Annotated in this window: 20 protein-coding genes; 15 read left to right on the top strand and 5 right to left on the bottom strand. The window is 65.1% G+C overall.

Features of this window, described 5'->3' with window-relative positions:
• Position 1: 1 nt before the first annotated feature.
• From ACN9MZ_RS19455 to ACN9MZ_RS19445, 3 genes are read right to left on the bottom strand one after another with little or no spacing between them, the layout of a single operon-like run.
• Positions 2-355: a hypothetical protein gene (locus ACN9MZ_RS19455; protein ID WP_426338596.1), complete on the bottom strand. Its 354-nt coding sequence runs from the start codon at positions 353-355 to the stop codon at positions 2-4.
• Complete coding sequence (locus ACN9MZ_RS19450) at positions 352-1,191, bottom strand: universal stress protein (protein ID WP_426338595.1); 840 nt, start codon at positions 1,189-1,191, stop codon at positions 352-354. The genes ACN9MZ_RS19455 and ACN9MZ_RS19450 overlap by 4 nt, the downstream gene beginning before the upstream one ends.
• A gap of 20 nt (positions 1,192-1,211) precedes the next feature.
• Positions 1,212-1,853 carry a cytochrome b/b6 domain-containing protein gene (locus ACN9MZ_RS19445; protein WP_426338594.1) on the bottom strand — a complete coding sequence of 214 codons (642 nt, stop codon included), beginning with the start codon at positions 1,851-1,853 and terminating at the stop codon, positions 1,212-1,214.
• Positions 1,854-2,043: 190 nt separating this feature from the next.
• Here ACN9MZ_RS19445 and ACN9MZ_RS19440 point away from each other — a divergent pair, with 190 nt between their 5' ends.
• The 7 genes from ACN9MZ_RS19440 (at position 2,044) to ACN9MZ_RS19410 (ending at position 8,918) form a co-directional block, all read left to right on the top strand.
• Positions 2,044-2,325 carry a hypothetical protein gene (locus ACN9MZ_RS19440; RefSeq protein WP_426338593.1) on the top strand — a complete coding sequence of 94 codons (282 nt, stop codon included), beginning with the start codon at positions 2,044-2,046 and terminating at the stop codon, positions 2,323-2,325.
• An 11-nt stretch (positions 2,326-2,336) separates the two neighbouring features.
• Entirely contained in the window at positions 2,337-2,555 is a 219-nt protein-coding gene (locus tag ACN9MZ_RS19435; RefSeq protein ID WP_426338592.1) for a DUF2933 domain-containing protein, read from the top strand.
• Positions 2,545-3,192, top strand: a complete 648-nt coding sequence (locus ACN9MZ_RS19430; protein ID WP_426338591.1) for a methyltransferase family protein — start codon at positions 2,545-2,547, stop codon at positions 3,190-3,192. Before ACN9MZ_RS19435 ends, ACN9MZ_RS19430 begins: the two co-directional genes overlap by 11 nt.
• Positions 3,189-3,458, top strand: coding sequence for a DUF5676 family membrane protein (locus ACN9MZ_RS19425; RefSeq protein ID WP_426338590.1), 270 nt, complete (start codon positions 3,189-3,191; stop codon positions 3,456-3,458). The genes ACN9MZ_RS19430 and ACN9MZ_RS19425 overlap by 4 nt, the downstream gene beginning before the upstream one ends.
• Entirely contained in the window at positions 3,458-5,566 is a 2,109-nt protein-coding gene (locus ACN9MZ_RS19420; RefSeq protein WP_426338589.1) for a copper-transporting P-type ATPase, read from the top strand. The genes ACN9MZ_RS19425 and ACN9MZ_RS19420 overlap by 1 nt, the downstream gene beginning before the upstream one ends.
• A 330-nt stretch (positions 5,567-5,896) precedes the next feature.
• Positions 5,897-7,390 (top strand): ATPase domain-containing protein, encoded by a 1,494-nt coding sequence (locus tag ACN9MZ_RS19415; RefSeq protein WP_426338588.1) that lies wholly within the window; start codon positions 5,897-5,899, stop codon positions 7,388-7,390.
• Complete coding sequence (locus tag ACN9MZ_RS19410; protein WP_426338587.1) at positions 7,383-8,918, top strand: hybrid sensor histidine kinase/response regulator; 1,536 nt, start codon at positions 7,383-7,385, stop codon at positions 8,916-8,918. Before ACN9MZ_RS19415 ends, ACN9MZ_RS19410 begins: the two co-directional genes overlap by 8 nt.
• Positions 8,919-8,926: 8 nt before the next feature.
• Here ACN9MZ_RS19410 and ACN9MZ_RS19405 read toward each other — a convergent pair whose 3' ends face one another.
• Entirely contained in the window at positions 8,927-9,736 is an 810-nt protein-coding gene (locus ACN9MZ_RS19405) for a pre-peptidase C-terminal domain-containing protein (protein WP_426338586.1), read from the bottom strand.
• A gap of 103 nt (positions 9,737-9,839) precedes the next feature.
• A complete protein-coding gene (locus tag ACN9MZ_RS19400; protein ID WP_426338585.1) occupies positions 9,840-12,281 on the bottom strand; it encodes a family 20 glycosylhydrolase in 2,442 nt (813 codons plus the stop codon).
• A 108-nt stretch (positions 12,282-12,389) separates the two neighbouring features.
• Between ACN9MZ_RS19400 and ACN9MZ_RS19395 the strand changes: the two genes are divergently transcribed.
• The 8 genes from ACN9MZ_RS19395 to ACN9MZ_RS19360 all read left to right on the top strand — a co-directional run bounded on the left by ACN9MZ_RS19395 (position 12,390) and on the right by ACN9MZ_RS19360 (position 21,296).
• Positions 12,390-13,445 (top strand): LacI family DNA-binding transcriptional regulator, encoded by a 1,056-nt coding sequence (locus tag ACN9MZ_RS19395; RefSeq protein ID WP_426338584.1) that lies wholly within the window; start codon positions 12,390-12,392, stop codon positions 13,443-13,445.
• 146 nt (positions 13,446-13,591) lie between these two features.
• A complete protein-coding gene (locus ACN9MZ_RS19390) occupies positions 13,592-14,251 on the top strand; it encodes a hypothetical protein (RefSeq protein WP_426338583.1) in 660 nt (219 codons plus the stop codon).
• 24 nt (positions 14,252-14,275) lie between these two features.
• The gene (locus ACN9MZ_RS19385) at positions 14,276-14,650 is read left to right on the top strand and encodes a hypothetical protein (RefSeq protein WP_426338582.1); all 375 of its coding nucleotides are present in this window, start codon (positions 14,276-14,278) and stop codon (positions 14,648-14,650) included.
• 77 nt (positions 14,651-14,727) lie between these two features.
• A complete protein-coding gene (locus tag ACN9MZ_RS19380; RefSeq protein ID WP_426338581.1) occupies positions 14,728-15,978 on the top strand; it encodes a TolC family protein in 1,251 nt (416 codons plus the stop codon).
• Positions 15,975-17,456 carry an efflux RND transporter periplasmic adaptor subunit gene (locus tag ACN9MZ_RS19375; protein ID WP_426338580.1) on the top strand — a complete coding sequence of 494 codons (1,482 nt, stop codon included), beginning with the start codon at positions 15,975-15,977 and terminating at the stop codon, positions 17,454-17,456. Before ACN9MZ_RS19380 ends, ACN9MZ_RS19375 begins: the two co-directional genes overlap by 4 nt.
• Positions 17,453-20,587, top strand: coding sequence for an efflux RND transporter permease subunit (locus ACN9MZ_RS19370; protein WP_426338579.1), 3,135 nt, complete (start codon positions 17,453-17,455; stop codon positions 20,585-20,587). Before ACN9MZ_RS19375 ends, ACN9MZ_RS19370 begins: the two co-directional genes overlap by 4 nt.
• A 1-nt stretch (position 20,588) precedes the next feature.
• The gene (locus ACN9MZ_RS19365; RefSeq protein ID WP_426338578.1) at positions 20,589-20,936 is read left to right on the top strand and encodes a copper-binding protein; all 348 of its coding nucleotides are present in this window, start codon (positions 20,589-20,591) and stop codon (positions 20,934-20,936) included.
• Positions 20,937-20,942: 6 nt separating this feature from the next.
• A complete protein-coding gene (locus ACN9MZ_RS19360) occupies positions 20,943-21,296 on the top strand; it encodes a hypothetical protein (RefSeq protein ID WP_426338577.1) in 354 nt (117 codons plus the stop codon).
• The last annotated feature ends 52 nt before the right edge of the window (positions 21,297-21,348 follow it).

Below are 21,348 nucleotides of genomic sequence, written 5' to 3'. Positions count from 1 at the left end.
TCTAGCGCGGCAGGACGGCGTCGCCATCCAGCAGGCGCGCTGCCTGCTGGTTGCGCGCTTTCAGCTCACGCACGCGGCGGTCGCAGCGATGCACCTCGAGCAAACCCTTGACCGACAGGTAGCCGCCCAGCACTACCAGTACTGCGCTCAGCACCAGCAAGGGCCAAAGCAGCAGCACCACTTCATGGAAGCGGTAGCTGCCGGAGGTGGCGATCAGCAGGCCAAGTACCGACAAGGGGAGGGCAAAGACTGCAATGCCGGTGCGCAGCAGCGACAGCGCCGTGCGCTCTTCCGACAGCAGCAGCTGGATCTCATTGGAGAGCAGCAGCAAGCTGCCATGGCCGCTATCCTTCATTGCGTCATCAGCAGCGGCACCGGGCTTTGCTCGACCAGGCTGGCCGTAGTGCTGCCGAGGACCCAGTCGTGCATGCGGCTGTGGCCATAGGCGCCGGCCACCAGCAGATCGGCGTGGTTCTGGCGCGCCAGCTCGCACAGGGCGCTGCCGGTTTCCGCCACGGTATCCAGGCCGATTACGCGCACATTGCGATGGTGGCGTGCCAGGTAGGTGGCCAGGTCGGCGCCCGGCTCGGCAGCCATGTCGATGCGTTCATTGCCCGGGTTGACGACGGCGATCATGACTTGCGAGGCGCGCTGCAGCAATGGCAGGGCGAAGGCAAGCGCGCGGCTGGCGCCGGCGCTGCCGTTCCAGGCGATCATGACGTTATCGAATTTTGCCGAGGGCTGGCGCAGGCCGGGCGGAACCAGCAGCACCGGGCGCACGCACTGCGTGACCAGGCGGCCCGGCAGGCGCGAAGGGGCCAGCACGCCGTAGTCGGCCACGTCCTGGGTGCCGGCTACCAGCAGGTCGCAATAGCGCGATTCCAGGATCAGCGCCTCAACCGCCGAGGTGTCGAGCAGGCGCGATTCGAAGGAATCGACCTCCGCCTCGAAGCACTGGCGCTCGAAAGCCTCGAGCCGCTGGCGCGCTTCCTGGCGCAAGGTTTCAGGATCGGGCGTCGGCATGACGGCCATCGGCGCGCCGGTCGACATCAGCGTGTTCAGTTCCAGCCAGCCGCTGACGGCAGTGCCGACCAGGTGGGCGCCATGCGCCTTGGCCAGGCCCGCCGCAACAGCAAACGTCGCCGGCATGCCGGAAACCGGGCTAACGTGGACAACAATTGTCTTGTACATGATGTGCTCCCAAGTCGGATTTATGACATTTTCCATTGCAGCCACCAGAACACTGCTACCACCAGCAGCACCAGCAGGCCGATGCTGCACCAGCCACGCCGGATGGCCTGTTCCGGCTGCCCGTGCTTCACACCGCTGAACATCGGCGCCACCAGATTTTCGTGATGCAGCCGGCTGCTCACAATGACTGCTGCAATGTGAATCAGCACCAGTGCCAGCATCAGGTTGGCGAATGTTTCGTGGACTTCTTCCCACAGCTCGGCGCTGGATTCCTGTAGTACGATCCAGCCGGTTGCGGCAGTGGCTGCACCGAGCGCCAGCAGGCCGAGAATGGCCAGTGCCCCCGCCGGGTTATGGCCAAGGAAGTGCTGCGGCTTGCCATGCAGGAGTGAGCGCAGGTAGCTTGCCGCTGCTGCAGGGCCGCGCACAAAGTCGCTGAAGCGCGCATAGCGCGAGCCGATGAAGCCCCAGACCAAGCGAAATACGATCAGGCCGGCCATGGTGTAGCCAAGCGTGACGTGCACCAGCCGCCAGTCCTCGCTTTCCGACGTCAGGTAGGCACCGGCAAAGCAGACCGCCAGCAGCCAGTGGAATACGCGCACCGGCACGTCCCAGACCAGGACGGTGGCGGGCGAAACCTGCCTGCTCCTTGCGTTCTTCATCGTCGGGCCTTTCCCTGTGGGGATGCAGAACATGCTATTGCCTCGGCGGCCATTGTTTCAATGATCCAGATCAAATTGCCGGCTTACGGTGATCGGGGCGAAAAAATGATCCAGATCATGGCTCCGCGCGGCGGGCGGGCGTAGCGTCGATTGCAGCGGTATCCCCCCCCGCAACCATGAAGGAGCGACGATGAAAACCATATTCCCCCGGGCCCTGCTTGTTACCTGCATGGCCCTCGGCATATCCCTGCCAGCCAGGAGCGCGGACGCTCCGGAAAAGCCTGGACCCGCTGCGGCCAGTCAGGAAGCGCCTACCAAGGCCGGAAAAGACAAGAAGCGTGCCGTCACCCCGCACAACCATATGCGCGACGGCAAAGGCAACTGGGTGCCGGACAAGGATGCCCGCAAGGACAGCAAGAAGTCCGGTGCAACGGGCGGCAAGGCGTCCGAACCCGGGCAAGCGGGCAAATAGCCCGGTCAAGGATGACGGAGGCCATCATGAATCCTGAACCTTTCTGGCGCTCCCGCTGGGTACTCTGGGGCTTCCTGGCCGTGGCGGCATTCTTCCTGTGGACGGAGCACCGGGCGCATGTGATGGGCATATTGCCTTATCTCCTGTTCCTGGCTTGCCCCCTGATGCACCTGTTCCATCACCATGGGCACCGGCATCACCACGGTGGGGAGGCGGACCATGAGCGATGAAGCTGCCTATGGCTTGTGGCCGCTGGTATTCCTGAACTCAGCGGTCTTCATCCTGTTTGCCTTCAGCTTCACGCGGCCGCAGCGCGGCAGAGAATGGCGCTCGCTGGGCGCCTTTTCAGCTTTCATCGTTGCGCTGTTCACAGAGATGTACGGCGTCCCGTTGACGATCTACCTGCTGCTGCCGTGGCTGTCGAAGCACTTTTCCGGCATTGACTTTCTTTCGCACGACGCAGGGCACCTGCTGGAGGCCACGTTCGGCTGGCGCAGCAATCCGCATTTCGGCGTCTTCCATCTGACGAGCAACCTGCTGATATTCGGCGGTTTCATCATGCTGGCTTCGGCCTGGAATGTGTTGTACGCGGCGCAAAGGGGGCATCGGCTGGCGACCAGCGGGCTCTACGCCCGGCTGCGCCATCCGCAGTACCTTGCCTTCATCCTCATCATGCTGGGTTTCCTGCTGCAATGGCCTACCTTGCTTACCATGCTGATGTTCCCCGTGCTGGTTGCAGTCTATGTCCGGCTGGCGCGCAGCGAAGAGCAGGACGCTGTGCGGGAATTCGGCGCGGCGTACCTGGACTATGCCGCGCGGACGCCGGCCTTCATTCCGCGCTGGCGCAATGTAAGGAGACCATCATGAAACCTTTCGCAACCGGCTGCGCCCTGGCGCTGACCGTCGTGTTGTTCTATAGCCTGTGCACCGTTGCGGCGTTGTTGTGGCCAGCGGCCTTTGTCGCTTTTGTGGGCGATATTTTCCATGGCATGGACTTTGCGCGGCTGATGCCGGAGCAGGGCTACAATTGGCGCTCTTATTTCAGCGCGGCCTGGATCATGGGTTTGTGGGCATTTGCCATGGGGGCGACGTTTGCCTGGCTGGCCAGTAGATTCAATGGAGGTAAGCGTTAGTGGATACAGGCGAGACGGTCTATACCTGCCCGATGCACCCCGAAGTGCGCCAGCCGGCGCCGGGCAATTGCCCGAAGTGCGGCATGAAGCTGGAGCCGCTGCTGCCGGCGCTGGAAGATGAGGGCGACCCCGAGCTGGCCGATTTCACGCGGCGCTTCTGGTGGACGCTGCCGCTGACGGTGCTGGTCACCGTCCTGGCGATGTTCGGCCATCGCCTTTTCCCGAAAGGCCTGGGCGGGCAAAGCTGGATCGAACTGCTGCTCGGGACCCCGGTCGTGCTGTGGGCCGGCTGGCCCTTCCTGCTGGGCTGGATTGAATCGCTGAAGGCACGCAGCCCGAATATGTGGACCCTGATCGGCACCGGCGTGCTGGCGGCATATGGCTATAGCGTGATTGCGACAATTATTCCAGGCGCGTTTCCGCCATCGCTGGCGGAGCATGGAAGGATTGGTGTGTATTTTGAAGCGGCGGCGGTGATCGTCTCGCTTACCTTGCTGGGGCAGTTGCTCGAATTGCGGGCGCGCTCGCAGACCTCGGCCGCGATCAAGTCGCTGCTCGGCCTTGCGCCCAAGACCGCGCGCCGCATTCGCGAAGGCGGAGAGGAAGAGGATATCCCGCTGGGCCACGTGCACGTGGCCGACATGCTGCGCGTTCGCCCCGGCGAAAAGGTGCCGGTCGACGGCGTGGTGGTGAGCGGCGAAAGCTCGGTCGACGAATCGATGCTGACCGGTGAGCCGCTGCCGGTCAGCAAGCGCAGCGGCGACAAGCTGGTTGGTGCCACATTGAATACCAGCGGCAGCCTGGTGATGCGTGCCGAAAAGGTCGGCGGCGAGACGATGCTGGCGCAAATCGTGCAGATGGTGTCGCAGGCGCAGCGTTCGCGCGCGCCGATGCAGCGCCTGGCAGACGTGGTAGCGGGATATTTTGTCGGCGCGGTGGTGCTGCTGGCAGTCCTGACGCTGCTTGCCTGGGGCATGTTCGGGCCGGAGCCGCGCTGGGTGTTCGGTTTCGTCAATGCGGTGGCGGTGCTGATCATTGCCTGCCCCTGCGCCCTTGGCCTGGCGACCCCGATGTCCATCATGGCGGCAACCGGCCGCGCCGCGACCCAGGGCATCCTGTTCCGCGACGCTGCCGCCATAGAAGCCTTGCGCAAGGTGGACACGCTGATTGTCGACAAGACCGGCACCCTGACCGAGGGCAAGCCGGCTTTCGACAGCGTGGCGGCGGCGCCTGGCTGGGAGGGCGATGAAGTCCTGCGGCTGGCTGCCTGCCTGGACCTTGGCAGCGAGCACCCCCTGGCGCACGCGCTGGTCGCGCAGGCCCGTCAGCGCGGGCTGCGCCTGGTGGAGCCGTCGGCTTTTGAGTCCGCCAGCGGAATCGGCGTGCGCGGCGTGGTGGAGGGGCGCCGGCTTGCGCTGGGCAACACGGCCCTGATGGACGCGGACGGCGTGGCCTGGGACGCCTTGTCCGGCCCGGCCGAACCGCTGCGCGCCAGCGGCGCCAGCGTCATGCTGCTGGCGGTCGATGGCCAGTTGGCCGGATTGCTGGCCGTGTCGGACCCGGTCAAGGAGAGTTCGGCGGAGGCCATTGCCGCCCTCGCGGCAGAGGGCGTGCGCGTGATCATGGCAACTGGCGATGGCCTGACCACGGCACGCGCCGTAGCGGCGCGCCTGAACATCGATGAAGTCCACGGCGAAGTCAAGCCGCAGGACAAGCTGCAGCTGGTCGAGCGCCTGCAACGGGAAGGACGCATCGTGGCCATGGCCGGCGACGGCATCAACGACGCCCCGGCGCTGGCGCGGGCGGATGTCGGCATTGCGATGGGATCGGGAACCGACGTCGCCATCAACAGCGCCCATGTGGCCCTGGTCAAGGGCGACTTGCGCGGTATCGCCAGGGCCCGGGCGATATCGAGCGATGCCGTGCGCAATATGCGCCAGAACCTGGCTTTTGCGTTTGCCTACAACGCGCTTGGCATTCCGCTGGCGGCGGGAGTGCTGTACCCGGCGACGGGAATGCTGCTGTCGCCCATGGTCGCGGCGCTGGCAATGAGCCTGAGTTCGGTCTCCGTCATCGGCAATGCGTTGCGCCTGCGCCATGCCGGATGACCCGGCTAGCCCAGCCTGACGGTTCCAGCTGGGCGGGCGTAGGCTGCGGCAATGCGGCGCAAGTGGCGCGACTCCGAATGCGTCAGCAGCCACGGGGCGCTGGCGCCGTCGTCGTCCGGCGCAGCCCAGGCGCGGATGGCAGTGGCTGCTGGGCGAGGGGAAGTTGTTAACGGTTTCTGTGGAAAACCCTGTTAACAAGGCTGCGCTCACTGAGCCAAGTAATTGATTTAATTTGAAAAAATTCTCGTGCGCAAGGAACGGGCAATCGAAACAAGTCTTTCGGCAACTACTGCTATAGTGTCTTATCGACAATCTTCGTGCAGGACCGCCATGCTCCAGCCGCAGAACAAGCAGACTGATGCGTTCATTTCGACCGGCATTGCCGGCCTCGATTCGATCCTGGCCGGGGGCCTGACCAAGGACCGGCTGTACCTGCTCGAAGGCGACCCCGGCACCGGCAAGACCACCATGGCGCTGCAGTTCCTGGTCGAAGGGGCCCGTTGCGGGGAAGCGGTGCTCTACATCACGCTGGCCGAAAACGAAATTGAGCTGCGTGCCGTTGCGCAATCGCACGGTTTCTCGATGGACGGCATTACCGTGCACGAAATCATCCCGGCCGAAGGCGTGCTGGACCCGGATGAGCAGTACACGGTGTTCCATCCGTCCGAAATCGAACTGGGCGAAACCAACCGCCTGATCCTCGCGCAGATCGACAAGCTCAATCCCACCCGCGTGGTGCTGGATTCCCTGTCCGAACTCCAGCTGCTGGCGGCCAACCCCTTGCGCTATCGGCGCCACGTGCTGGCGCTCAAGCAGTATTTCGCCCGGCGTGCCTGCACGGCGCTGTTCCTGGACGATAAGACAGCCGTGGGTGGCGACCAGCAGGTACGCAGCATTGCGCACGGTGTGATCTCGCTGCAGCAGCTCGACTCAGGGTACGGCGCCGAGCGGCGCGTGCTGCGTGTGCTGAAGTACCGCGGCATCGACTATCGGCGTGGCCCGCACGACTATGTGATCGTTTCCGGCGGCGTGGTGGCTTATCCCCGGATCGTCACGTCCGCATCGCGCGAACTGGTGGCGCGGCAGCAAGTGGCCAGCGGCCTGCCGACGCTCGATGCCTTGCTTGGCGGAGGGATCGAGGAAGGGTCGAGCACCCTGATCTCAGGGCCGCCAGGCACCGGCAAGTCCAGCCTCGCGGCCCAGTTCGTCAATGCGGTTACCACCCGCCAGCAAAAGGCGGCGATGTTTGTGTTCGAAGAATCCTTCAATACCCTGCTTCACCGCGCGGATGGCATTGGCATGGATTTGCGCAAGCCTTTGGCATCGGGCCTGTTGCAGGTAAACCAGATCGACCCGGCCGAACTGTCGCCCGGCCAGTTCGCGCATGCGGTATGCAAGGCTGCTGACGAAGGCGCCAAGGTGATCGTGATCGACAGCCTGAACGGCTACCTGAATGCGATGCCGGAGGCGCGCTTCCTCACCACGCACTTGCGTGAAGTGCTGACCTACCTCGGGCAGCGTGGGGTGGCGACTTTCCTGGTCGGGGTGCAGCACGGCGTGATCGGCGCGATGGGCAGCAGTGTGGACGTCAGCTACCTGGCCGACAACATGCTGCTGCTGCGCTACTACGAGGCCGGCGGCGAGGTGCACAAAGCCTTGTCGGTGTTCAAGAAACGCGGCAGCCGGCACGAGACTACCTTGCGCTCTTTCGCCATCACCGGAGAGGGGATCGTGGTGGGGCCGGTGCTGAGAGGCTTGCGCGGAATCCTGACCGGGGTTCCCGTCACGGTAGGCAAAGGCGAGGACGAAGCAAGCCATGAGTGAGCTGGAACAGCGCATCGTCGTTTTTTCCCCGATCGGCAAGGATGCGCGCCTGATCGAGCAGGTGCTGGGGCAGGCGCGCGTGGTTTGCCATATCTGCCTTGAACTGGACGCGGTGGTGGCGGAACTGGAGGAGGGCGCCGCGGCCCTGTTCGTGATCGAAGAAGCCTTCAACGACGATTTCATGCGCGAGCTGACCGGTTTTCTTGCCGCGCAGCCAACCTGGTCGGACTTGCCGGTGCTGGTCCTGAGCAAGGAGGGCCTGGATTCGCCTGGCGTCCAAAGGATTTTCGAGCGCGTCGGCAACGTCACGCTGCTCGAACGGCCGGTGCGCAGGGCAACGCTGGTGAGCGCGGCGCTGTCGGCGCGGCGCGCGCGCCGGCGCCAGTACGAGATGCGGGAAGTCGACCGCCGCAAGGATGAATTCCTGGCCATCCTCGGCCATGAACTGCGCAACCCGCTGGCGCCGATCCGCACCGCGATGGACGTGCTGAACACCATTCCGAACAGTGATCCCAAGGTGCGCAGCATCAGCCAGGTGGTCGAACGCCAGGTGCGGCACCTGACTCGCCTGGTGGACGACCTGCTGGACGTGGCGCGCATCACCAATGACAAGGTGGCCCTGCAATGCGAGCGTGTCAGCGCAGCGACGGTGCTGCAGCATGCGGTGGAAATCTGCCGCCAGCAGTTCGACTCCTGCGGGCATGTGTTGGACCTGCGCCAGCCTGCAGGCAGCGTGCTGCTGTTCGGCGACCGGGCGCGCCTGGTCCAGAGCCTGGCCAATGTGTTGAACAATGCAGCCAAGTTTTCGCCGCCGAAATCGACCATTCACCTGCATGCGGAAGCGGACGGCGAGGATATCGTGTTTACCGTGCGCGACCATGGGATCGGGCTGGAGCCGGAGGCGCGTTCGCGCATCTTCGACCTGTTCGTGCAAGGCCAGGCTGGACGCGCGCATACCCTAGGCGGGCTGGGGATCGGTCTCAGCCTGGCGGAGCGCTTCACGCGCATGCACGGCGGGAGTATCGCCGTTACCAGCGAGGGTCGCGGCAATGGCTGCGAATTCGTGTTGCGCATGCCGATCGTGGTGCCTGAGCGCCGCAGCAAGGAGCGGCCGGCTGCAGGACCCTCCCTCGGCCATTCCGACGACACGCTGCGCGTCATGGTCGTGGACGACAATGAAGACGGTGCGGACATGCTGCAGGTGATGCTGGAAATGGAGGGCTGCACGGTCGCCAAGGCCAACGACGGGCAGGCGGCGATTGCGCTGGCAGGGCGATTTCACCCGCATGCCGTCTTGATGGATATCGGCCTGCCCGACATGCAAGGCTACGAAGCCGCCCGCCGCATCCATGACCTGGACGGCGGCGGGGACATCGTCTTCATCGCCATGACCGGCTGGGGACATGACGAGGCGCGCCGGCGCGCATCCGGCGCCGGCATGCAGCATTACCTGGTCAAGCCGGTGGATTTGCATGTGCTGCGCAAATACCTGACTGAGATCCGGGAGCAGGCCTTGCAGCGCGCTTGACCCCGGGCTTACTGGTTTGCGCTGGCGTTCAGCGTTACGCCGCTGAAGGTGGCGTAGGAGCGGATGCCGATGTGCCAGGTGCCTGCCTGCGGATTGCTCAGCGCGCAGGACTCGCTGTTACCCGTCTTATAGGGGCGGCAGGCATAATCGTTGGCAGTCGGCTGAGCGCCAAAGCGGACGTACAGGTCGCCGTCGCCGCTGCCACCGCTCATGTTCACGTTCAGGGTATTCGCGCATTCGGGCACGTTGATGCTGAAGTACAGCCAGTTGCCTGCCGTGGCGGACAGGTTGGACTGGTTCAGCGTCACGCTGGCGCAAGGCAGGTTCAGGGTGCTTGGCATCGAATGCAGCAGGGTGGTGGTAACCGATCCGTCGGCGGCAAACGTCATCTGGTACAGGCGGTCGAACTCCGATTCCGCGATGGCGCCGCCCGGATCGCCGCCCAGTTGCCGGATCAGCTCGGGCGTGGTGTCGGAATGGCCGACCACCAGCGCGTTGTCGGGCAAGGCGCGCAGTTGCTGCGCGAACGTGGCCAGCTGGCCGCCATCGTAAGTGGCGACGGGCAGGTTCAGGTAGGTCGCCAGGGGTTGCGCAGTCTGCTGCGTGCGCTGGTACGCCGTCGAGTAGATGTGCCTGACCTGGGCGTCTTTCAGCGTGGCGGCGATGTTGGTGGCGCGAGCCTGGCCTTCCGCGGTCAGCACAGGGTCGGTGCCGGTGGCCGATTTCTCGGCGTGGCGGGTCAGGTAAATCGTGTTGGCGTTTGCCGGAATCTGCGCTGCGCAACATGCCAGCGCCAGGGCGCCCAATATGCTCTTCATGTAGTCTCCCGAAATAAATAATTTCACAATGTTATATTTAAGGCAATACCGCTTCGGGAGGATACGGCAATTCGGCTTGCGCGTCACGCAGCGCACGAAACGATCAGGGATTTTCGATGCGCGATACAGCGCCGCGCCTGCCGTTGCGGTCGAAGGCGGCCACCTGGATCAGGCCGCGATCGGCGATTGGCCCCCCTACCAGCGGGCTGGCGGCATGCGGTTCGGTGCCGTCGCTGGTGTAGCGCAGTGCCAGGCCGGGCAGGGCGTGATTGGCGTGGACCTTGCCGCCAACGCTCGACAGCCCGGGCGGTGCGATGCGGTAGTGGACGGGGCCAAGCGGGGCTAGCTCCAGGTCGAGGCGCGGCAGCACGCGCTGGCCCAGTGCATTGGCGAAGCGCGACCACTCGGCGCGGTGCAAGGCGGAGGCCCGGGCGGCATCGGTTTCGGTGGCCCATGCAGGATCGGCGGCCCAGGCGCGTTCGGCCATGGCCAGCAGGCGCGGCACCAGAAGGTAGTCGATCAATGCAGGATCACGGATGGTTTCGGTCCACAGCGCAGCTTCCAGGCCGCGGATGCGCTGCCTGCCGGCGTCGCTCAAGCTCTTGTCGAGCGGGACGACGTTGTAGACGTCATCGAGCTCGATATAGCTGGCCCAGTTCACGCCCGGCTCATCGGGATTGAGGTTGTGGCTCATGTCCAGGTATTGCCTGGTGGCGGGCGCCAGGATCACGTCGTAGCCGGCATTGGCAAGGCGGTAGCCCAGGTCGGCCGCGGCGCCGACGTTGTTCCAGACGTGCAGCCGGAAACCGCGCTGGGCGAAACGCGGGTTCGGTGTCAGCTTGCGCGTTCCCAGTTCTTCCCACCCTGCGGTTGCCACGCCTTGCCGGCGCACGATGCCGTCGACCCGGTCGTAGAAGTAATCCCACAGGTCGGCGGTGGTCGGCATTTGGTGGCGCGCCATCAGGCTGCGGCTGGCAGGGGATTTCTCCCAGGCGCCCGCCGCGAGTTCGTCGCCGCCGACGTGCAGGGTGCGCAAGGGGACGCCGGCTTCGCGATGCATGGCGACGACCTGGCCGACCACGTGCTCGATGAAGGCATAGCTGGACTCCAGGCCCGGATTGATCACGTTGTCATGGAAGTTCTGTGCTGATTTGTATTGCGAACGGTCGTCCAGGTCGTTCAGCAGGTATTTGCCGGCATCTGCCTGGCCGGCGGTCTTCATGCGCCGATAGCGTGCCTCCATGGCCTTGACTGCGGCGCGCGCATGGCCGGGCATTTCAATTTCCGGGATGACCTCGATGTGGCGGGCTGCCGCATAGCGCAGGATCTCGAGGTAGTCGGCGCGCGAGTAATAACCGCTGCCGTGCGGATCGCTGGCGCTGGGGCCGGAACCGTATTCGGGTTGCAGGCGCACGCCAGGTTTTGCGCTGTGGCCGCGTACCGCGCCGATGGCGGTCAGTTCCGGCAGGCCGGCGATTTCAAGGCGCCAGCCCTCGTCGTCCGTCAAATGGAAGTGGAAGGCGTTGAGCTTGAAGCGCGCCATCAGGTCGAGCAGGCGCAAGACGGTTTGCCTGGGCTGGAAGTTGCGGCTGACGTCCAGCATCAGGCCGCGATAGCCGAAGCGCGGAGCATCGGTCACCGCCAGCTGCGGCAACTCTACTGCTTGCTGCTGGCCGGCGCCGGGCAGCGGCAACAGGTCGCGCAGCGATTGCAGGCCGTGCGCCACCCCGGCGGCGCTGTTGCCGGTGATGGCAATGCCACCGGACGTTACGGCCAGGGTATAGGCCTCCGGCGACGACTGGCCGGCGACGGCGCCGACTGAGAGCCGCAAGGTGGCGCTGGATGGCGCGGCCGCGCCGACGGGCCAGTATTGCTTGAGCAGGCTGGCGGCAAGGGCGGCTTCCTGTTCGAGTCCGTCAGCGACCACGAGGGCGGGCGCCGCTGCCAGGTGCAGCGTGCCGGCACCTGGCTGCAGCTGCAGCGGCGTGGGAAAGACTGGCGGCAGGGCGCCGGCTGGCAGCACATCCGTTCCTGCGTTGCGCCGGTACAGGTCCTGGGCTGTTACCGCCTGGCCTTTTCCCAGCTGGTCCGGGCGCGGCAGCGGCAGCATAAGGTAGTCGGCAACGGCTTGCGCCTTGTCCGGCGCCGCCTCATAGACCAGGTACAGGCCGGAAGGGGCGCGGTAGGCCTTGGCGTCGGCGCTGGGAGCGCGGTAGACCGCGTTCAGCGACTGTCCCGGCGCGAGGCCGCGAAAGCCCGGTTGCGGGCGCAGGCGGTACAGGGTGCCATCGAGCGCGTCGATCGCGAGCTGGCCAGCCAGCGGCCCGGCCACGGCGCATTCGATGCAGTTGAAATACAGCGCCCAGCCTTGCGCCGGCAGGGGATGGTGGTCCAGATTCCTGACTTCAAGCCGGCCGCCTTTGCCTCCGTCCTGCAGTTCCCAGCGCACTTGCAGGCGATCGCCGTTGGCGGTGGGTGACGCCGCCATGGCGGCGGCAAGCGCCAGCAGCAGCGCGAGGCCAACAAGCAAATGTTTCGAAGTCATGGGATCAGCTTGTCTCATGTTGAGAATTGGTAACGCTAGCATAAAGTTGCCTTAGCTGCTACATCTCTCGCTACAATACGGATAACGTTAACGGACGGCAGGATGAAAATGAAAAAAGCAGGTGTGACGCTGGCCGATGTGGCCAAGGTTGCCGGCGTGTCGGTGATGACTGCTTCGCGCGCACTGAGTGGCGATGGTTATGCCTCGGACGAAACCAAGGCAAAGGTGCAGGCGGCAGCCAAGCAGCTCGGCTACACGCCCAATGCGCTGGCGCGCATGATGAAGGGCGGGAAAACCAATGTCATTGGCGTCGTTGTGAACGACTTGTCGTCGGCAGTCGTCAATTGCTTCGTGACGGCGCTCAGCGAGGAGGTGCGCAAGTTCGACATGGATCTTTTCATTTATAACTCGCTGGGCGATATGGGCGGCGGCAAAGGCAAGCGCGTCAGCCAGTTGCTGCATGGCCTGTGGGATGGCCTGGTCTATGTGCTGCCGCGCATGACCGACGATTACCTGGAAACGCTGGAGAAGAGTGCCAGCCCTATCATCCTGGTGAACTATTTCCGGCATGAGACCAGCTTGCCGGTGGTACGCGGCGATAACGTCAACGGCGCGCACGATGCGGTAACGCACCTGCTTGAACTGGGCCACCGCCGTATCGGATTCATACGCGGCAGTTCATACACGGGACAGAGCGACGTGCGTGAGTGCGGCTATCTCGCAGCGTTGGCCGATGCCGGCATCAAGACCGATCCGGCACTGGTCTATCCAGGCGATTTCAACGAGCAGTCGGGGCTGGAAGGCGGCAGGCAGTTGCTGGAACTGGCTGAACCGCCGACCGCCATCTTCGCTGCCAACGATGCGATGGCGCAGGGGGCGATGAACGCCATCCGCGAAAAGGGCCTGCGCATCCCGGAAGACATTTCGATCATCGGTTTCGATGATATTCCCGCCGCATCGATGATGCAGCCGCCGCTGACCACCTTGCGGCATCCGTTCGAAGCCATGGCCCAGGCCACCGTGCAGGAGCTGGTGCGCCGCATCCGCGGCGAATCCGGACGCCGCCAGCGCATCGAATTCCCGAGCGAGTTCGTGGTGCGCGAGTCGACCGGGCCTGCGCCAGGCTCCGCCGCTTCGGCGCGTGCCCGGAAGCGCCGCTCCTGAACGAACTTGTTAACGCTTTCTGTGGAAAAGCCTGTTAACAAGCACCGGGGCTGCGCGTTAAGGCGATGATTTGCAAAAGAAAAATCGCACTGCGCAAATAAATGGCAGCGCTGGCATAATTGCATGACTTTCAAGGAGACCAGGTTATGCACCGACGCTGGCTGTTCATTCTCGCGCTTTGCAGCGCTCCCCTGGGCGCGGCCGAGATCAAGGTTGGCGCCCCGCTGCCGCGCATTGCGATGGTAAAAGAGGGCACGCACCACTGGCTGCGCTACGTTCGTAATGGCGAAGTCAATACGCCGGTCGACATCTGGACGCGCGAGGTGCGCCAGGCGCCGGACGGCATGCAGATCCGCCAGCGCTGGGATGGTGTCAACAACAGCGTCGTGCTGCTCGACTCCTGGTTCGACAAGGACACCTTCAAGCCGCGCACCCACCAGCGCATCCGCGAGAAAGAGGGCAAGCGCACGGTGGAAGACTATGATTTCGCCGCTTACGAACCGACCTTCAATTTCGAGACCGATATCGAATTCCTGCAAGCCTTGCCGCTCGCCGCAGGGTACGAAGCCAGCATCATGTTCTATCACCCTGGCGGCCCGGCGCCGGCGCGCTTTACCTGGAAAGTCGTGGGCAGCGAAACGATCCAGGGCCCGCAAGGGGCGGTCGATTGCTGGCTGCTGACGACCGACTACAACCGCCCTGGCACGGTGGCCAAATTCTGGCTGGCGAAGGCGACGCAGTTGCTGGTACGGCAAGAGGCGACCGCGCCGGACGGCAGAATAATGGTGAAGTCATTGATCGATTGAGAGAAACGGTCTATTATCGCCCCCATGAAATTCCGCCGGACTTCCAGGATCGTGGCCGCTGTGGTGGCGCTGTTCAGCATGCTGTTCATGCAGCTTGCCGTGGCCTCCTATGCCTGCCCGACCGCCGGAAACCCGGTCGCCACCGGCGCCCAGTGCGCCGGCATGGACCCCGCGCAGCCCAGCCTGTGCAAGGCGAAGGCGAGCAACCTGGCGGCCAAGCAGTCGCTGGACAAGCCCGATTTGCCGCCCGTGCTGCCATTCATCGCTGCCGACCTGGCAGGGACCGTGGTTGCCGACGCCTGGGCCCCGGAGTCCAGCGAAGGGGCTGCCGCCCCGCCAGATATGACGCGCAGTCTATCTCCGCCGCATTCCATAGAGCATTGCTGCTTCCGTAATTGACCTTCCAGATTGCCTGACGACGTCTCGCGCCTGCCTGTGTGGCCAGCGCGTGGTTTCCTTTGCACTCTGGAGGTTTCATGTTTTCCCCATTTATCTGGCGCTGCCTTGCGTTTGGCTGCGCCCTGGCGTTCGCTGCCGAGGCTCCTGCGCTGACGCTGGCGCAGGCGCAGCAACGCGCCGTTGAGCGTTCGCGCCAACTGGCGGCGCAAGGCCATGCTGCTGATGCTGCGCGCGACATGGCTGTCGCAGCGGCGCAATTGCCCGACCCGGTGCTGAAAGCCGGCGTCGACAACCTTCCCGTCAGTGGTGCGGATCGCTACCGCATCGGCGCGGATTCGATGACCATGCGCCGCATTGGCGTCATGCAGGAGCTGACCAGCGGCGACAAGCGCCGCTGGCGGGCTGCCCGTTTCGAGAGCGAAGCGGCGCGCAGCAAGGCCGCGGCCGAGGCGCTGGCGGCGAACATCCAGCGCGACACCGCCATCGCCTGGCTCGACCGCTACCACCTCGAGCGCATGCAAGCGGAACTGGTACGGCAAGCCGCCCTGGCGCGCGACGAAATCGCGGCCGCGGAAGCGGCTTATCGCGGCGGCCGCGGCACCCAATCCGGCCTGCTCGATGCGCGCGCGGCCGTGCTGGCGCTGGAGGACCGTGCAACGGAGCTGGGCCAGCAGTCGCGCAATGCCGCCGTCATGCTCGCGCGCTGGACCGGCGAGCCGGTGGACGTGGCGCTCGATGGCAGCGTCGATACCGGCAGCATTGCCCTTGATCCGACGAAGCTGGAGGCGACGCTCGAGCATCATCCGCAGGTGGCGGTGTTGTCGCGCCAGGCCGAGCTGGCGCAGGCGGAAGCGGGACTGGCGCGCGCCAACCGCAGTTCCGACTGGACTGTTGAAGTGGCGCTGCAGCAGCGTGGGCCGGGCTATCCGGGCATGGTGTCGTTTGGCGTGTCGGTGCCGCTGCAGTGGGACCGCGGCCACCGCCAGGAGCGCGAGTTGTCGGCCCGGCTGTCGATGGCGGAGCAGGCGCAGGCCGAGCGCGACGAAGCGCTGCGCGACCACGTGGCGGAAATACGCAGCCAGTTGGCCGACTGGCAGGCTGGCCGCGAACGCATTTCGCGTTACGAGAAGGAGGTACTGCCGCTCGCCAGTGCGCGTACGGAGGCGGTGCTTGCCGCCTACCGTGGCGGCAAGGCCGGCCTGGTGGAGGTAATGGCGGCGCGGCGCTCCGAGAGCGAGCAGCGCCTGCAGGCATTGCAGCTTGAACGCGACAATGCGCGCGTCTGGGCGCAACTGACGTATATCCAGCCAGTGAAAGGCCACCCATGAAAAAGAACGCAATGATCGCCGCCATCGTGGCGGCCGGCGTGCTGGGCGCCGTGGGCGCCATCGGCGGCTACCAGTTGGGCAAGCGCCAGGCGGCGCCGGCACAGGCTCCGGCTGCGGAGGGCCGCAAACCCTTGTACTGGCACGATCCAATGGTGCCGGGACAGAAATTCGACAAGCCCGGCAAGTCGCCGTATATGGACATGGCCCTGGTGCCGGTCTACGCCGACGAGGGCGGCGACAGCGGCGCGGTGAGCATCAGCCCGCGCGTGCAGCAAAACCTGGGCGTGCGCACAGCGCTGGTGGCCAGCGCGCCATTGCCGCTGACCGTATCGGCGGTCGGCAACGTGGCTTTTGACGAGCGGGAAGTGGCTGTGGTCCAGTCCCGCTCGAACGGTTTTGTAGAACGCGTGCTGGTACGCGCCCCGCTGGAAGCTGTGCGGCGCGGACAGCCGCTGGCCGAGGTCACCATGCCGGACTGGGTGGCGGCGCAGGAAGAATTCCTTGCCGTGCGCCGCATGCAGGCGGGCGCCGCGCCGGGCCTGCTGGATGCGGCCCGCCAACGCATGCGACTGGCTGGCATGAGCGAGCAGCAGGTGCAACAGGTGGAGGCGGGCGGGCGCGTGCTGGCGCGCCAGGTGCTGGTCGCGCCCCGTGCCGGCGTGGTGACTGAACTGGCGGCGCGCGAAGGCATGGCTGTCGCCGCCGGGGCGCCGCTGTACCGCATCAATGGCCTGGAGACGGTGTGGGTGAATGCGGAGTTGCCGGAGAATGCGGTGGCGCAGGTGCCGGTCGGCTCCGATGTCACGGCGCGCGCAGCAGCCTTGCCGGATAAAGAGCTCCACGGCAAGGTGGCGGCGATCCTGCCGCAGGTCGATGCTGGGACGCGCACCATTCGCGCACGCATCGAGCTGTCCAATCCGGGCGGACGGCTGGCGCCGGGCATGTTCGTGACGATGTCGTTTGCGCCGGGCCGGCGGCAGCCAGCTTTGCTGGTGCCTTCGGAAGCGGTGATCCGCACCGGCACGCGCAACGTCGTGATGGTGGAAGAGGGTGCTGGCAAGTTCGCCCCGGTGCGGGTGGAGCTGGGCGCCGAGAGTGGCGGGCAGGTGGAAATCCGCGCCGGATTGCAGTCCGGGCAGAAGGTGGCGGTCTCCGGGCAGTTCCTGGTCGACTCGGAAGCGAGCCTGAAAGGCAGCGGCCAGCGCATGGCCGGCCCGGCGCCGCTGGTGCATCGCGGCGAGGCGATTGTGGAAGCGGTGGATAAGGACGAGATCACCTTGTCGCATGGCCCGATCGCCACGCTCAAGTGGCCGGCCATGACGATGGCCTTCAAGCTGCCGCAAGGCGGCTTGCCGCTGCGTGTCGCGGCGGGCGACCATGTGACCTTCGAGTTCGTGCAGCAGGCGGACGGCAGCTTCCATGTCACGTCGATGGCGCCGGCTTCCGCTCCAACGCACCAGCACGGGGAGCAGAAATGATTGCGAAACTGATCCTGTGGTCGATCCGTAACCGCTTCCTCGTGCTGCTGGCGTCCGTGCTGCTGGCAGGATGGGGCGCATGGGCGCTGCAGCGCACGCCGCTGGATGCGATTCCGGACCTGTCGGACGTGCAGGTCATCATTCGCACCAGCTTCCCCGGGCAGGCGCCGCAGATCGTCGAAAACCAGGTCACTTACCCGCTGACCACGCAGATGCTGTCGGTGCCGGGCGCGCGCACGGTGCGCGGCTATTCCTTTTTCGGCGATTCCTTTGTGTACGTGCTGTTCGAGGATGGCACCGATCCATACTGGGCGCGTTCGCGCGTGCTGGAATACCTGAACCAGGTGCAGTCACGGCTGCCGCCGCAGGCACGCGCCTCGCTGGGGCCCGATGCGACGGGCGTGGGCTGGGTGTTCGAGTACGCTTTGGTCGACCGCAGCGGCAAGCATGACCTGGCGCAGCTGCGCGCCTTGCAGGACTGGTTCCTCAAGTACGAGCTGAAGGCGGTGCCCAACGTGGCGGAGGTGGCCAGCCTTGGCGGCATGGTCAAGCAGTACCAGGTGCTGCTCGACCCGGCGCGGCTGCGCGCCTTCAACATCACGCACGGCAAGGCGATCGAGGCGATCCGCCGCGCCAACCAGGAGACCGGCGGCTCGGTGCTGGAGCTGGCGGAAGCGGAGTATATGGTGCGGGCGTCGGGCTATCTGCGCTCGCTGGAAGACTTCCGCCAGATTCCGCTGACGGCCAGCGAGTCCGGCGTGGCGGTGCGCCTGGGCGACGTGGCAACCATCCAGCTTGGTCCGGAAATGCGGCGCGGCATCGCCGACCTGAATGGCGAAGGCGAAGTGGCGGGCGGCGTGATCGTCATGCGCTCCGGTAAGAACGCATTGCAGACGATTGATGCCGTCAAGGCGCGCCTGGCGGCGCTCAAGGCCAGCCTGCCGCCGGGCGTGGAAATCGTGCCGGTGTACGACCGCTCCAACCTGATCCGGCGGGCGGTCAGCAACCTGGAAACCAAGCTGGCGGAGGAATTCGTCGTGGTGACCCTGGTCTGCGCCGTATTCCTGTTCCACCTGCGCTCCGCATTGGTGGCCATCGTCTCGCTGCCGCTGGGCGTGCTGGCTGCCTACCTGATCATGCATTACCAGGGCGTCAACGCCAACATCATGTCCCTGGGCGGGATCGCGATTGCCATCGGTGCCATGGTCGATGCGGCGGTGGTGATGATCGAGAACGCCCACAAGCACATCGAAGCATGGCGCCATGCCCATCCCGGCAGGTCGCTGGAAGGCGAAGAGCACTGGCAGGTGATTGCTGCGGCTGCGGCGGAAGTAGGGCCGGCGCTGTTCTTCTCGCTGCTGATTATCGTGCTGTCATTTATCCCGGTGTTCACCCTGGAAGCGCAGGAAGGGCGCCTGTTCGCGCCGCTGGCCTTCACCAAGACGTATGCGATGGCGGCGGCAGCGGGGCTGGCAGTGACGCTGATTCCGGTCCTCATGGGCTACCTGATTCGGGGCCGCATTCCCGACGAACATGCCAATCCCCTCAACCGCTGGCTGATTGCCCTGTACCGGCCCCTGCTCGAGCGCGTGCTGCAATGGCCGAAGGCCACGCTGGCGATGGCGGCTGCGGTGGCGGTGCTGTCGCTCTGGCCGCTGGCGCACATGGGCGGCGAATTCATGCCGCCGCTGGACGAAGGCGATTTGCTGTACATGCCTTCGGCCTTGCCCGGCCTTGGCGCGGGCAAGGTGCAACAGTTGCTGCAGCAGACCGACCGGATGATCAAGACCGTGCCGGAAGTACAAAGCGTCTTCGGCAAGGCCGGTCGCGCGGAATCGGCCACCGATCCGGCGCCGCTGGAAATGTTCGAGACCACCATCCAGTTCAAGCCGCGCGACCAGTGGCGGCCGGGCATGACGCCCGACAAGCTGGTGGCGGAGCTGGACCGCATCGTCAAGGTGCCGGGCCTGGCCAACATCTGGGTGCCGCCGATCCGCAACCGGATCGACATGCTGGCGACCGGCATCAAGAGCCCGGTCGGCATCAAGGTGTCGGGCGCCAGCCTGGAGGAAATCGACCGCATCGCCGCCGAGATCGAACGCGTGGTGCGTCCGGTGGCAGGGGTGTCGTCGGCACTGGCGGAACGCCTGAACGGAGGGCGCTACATCGATGTGACGATCGACCGGATGGCAGCGGGGCGCTACGGCCTGAATATCGATGAAGTGCAGAGCATTGTTGCCAGCGCAGTGGGCGGTGATAACGTCGGCGAAACCGTCGAAGGCCTGCAGCGCTTTCCCATCAACGTGCGCTACCCGCGCGAATTGCGCGATTCGCTGGAGAGCCTGCGCGCCTTGCCGCTGCTGACGGAACGCGGCGCCCAGTTGCGTCTTGCCGACGTGGCCACGGTGCGCATCAGCGACGGCCCGCCGATGCTGCGCAGCGAAAATGCACGGTTGTCGGGCTGGGTGTATGTGGATATCCACGGCCGCGACTTGCGCTCCGCAGTGCAGGAAATGCAGCGAGCCGTCGCAGCCGGCGTCAAGCTGCCGCCTGGCTATTCGGTGTCGTGGTCGGGCCAGTTCGAATACCTGGAGCGCGCAACGGCGCGCCTGCAGGTGGTGGTGCCCGCTACGCTGTTGATTATCTTCGTGCTGCTGTACCTGACATTCCGCCGCGCCGACGAGGCAGCGCTGATCATGGCCACGCTGCCGTTTGCATTGGCCGGCGGGGTCTGGCTGCTGTGGGCACTCGGCCATAACCTGTCGGTGGCTACAGGCGTTGGCTTTATCGCCCTGGCCGGCGTGGCGGCAGAATTCGGCGTGATCATGCTGCTCTATCTCAAACATGCGTGGGAAGCGCGCGAAGCGGCTGGGCGCCACGGCGAGGTGGACCTGCTGGACGCCATCCGTGAAGGCGCGGTGTTGCGCGTACGGCCGAAAGCCATGACGGTGACGGTCATCGTGGCTGGCCTGGTGCCGATCATGGTGGGCGCCGGCACGGGGTCCGAGATCATGCAGCGCATCGCTGCACCGATGGTGGGGGGAATGTTGTCCGCGCCCCTGCTATCGTTATTTGTAGTACCTGCGGCATACTTGCTGCTTCGGCGGCGCAATACAACTTTGGAGAATTAATATGAAAGCAATCCACACCACCCTGCAGGCAGCAATCCTGGCGGCAGCAGTCATGGCCGGCGTGCCAGCCATGGCCGACCATGGCGGCCACGCGGACCATGACCAGCAGGCGACAAACGCCATGGCCGATACCGCCAATGGAGAAATCAAGAAAGTCGACAAGCCATCCGGCAAGCTGACCATCAAGCACGGCGAACTGAAAAACCTGGGTATGGGCGCCATGACGATGGTATTCCGCGTCAAGGATGCCGCCATGCTGGACAAGGTGAAAGCCGGCGACAAGGTGCGCTTCACCGTTGAAAATGCCAACGGCGCCATGATGGTCACTGCTATCGAAGTTGCGAAGTAAAAAAGCATGAACCGATTCGTCAGGACATGGATGCTGTGGCTGCTGATGCTGGCCTTGCCCCTGCAAGCGCTGGCCAGCGTCGCGCAACTGTCTTGCGAAATCGGCGGGCACCAGCCCAGGCAGTCGCTGCGCCATGACGTCAAAGCGGTGAAGAAGGGCGCCGGCGTCCTGCCGGACGTGGGCCACACGGCTTGCGGCGCCTGCGTCACTTGCTGCTGCGCTTCGGCAGCATTGCCGGACCCGAACGTCGTGCCTGCATTCTGGGACGGCACTGACCCGCACTTTGGCTTGCTGCCGGCTTGCCATGCCAGCCATATCCCCGATGGCCCGGAACGCCCCCCGCACCACCACGCTTCCTGAGTTTCCAGGATTTTCCACAAGAGGTGCCGCCTTGCGCGGTGGAGGATAGGCC

This window comes from Pseudoduganella sp. S-14, assembly GCF_049913285.1.
GTDB lineage: Bacteria > Pseudomonadota > Gammaproteobacteria > Burkholderiales > Burkholderiaceae_D > Rugamonas.
This window is presented reverse-complemented; position numbering and strand designations above follow the sequence as displayed.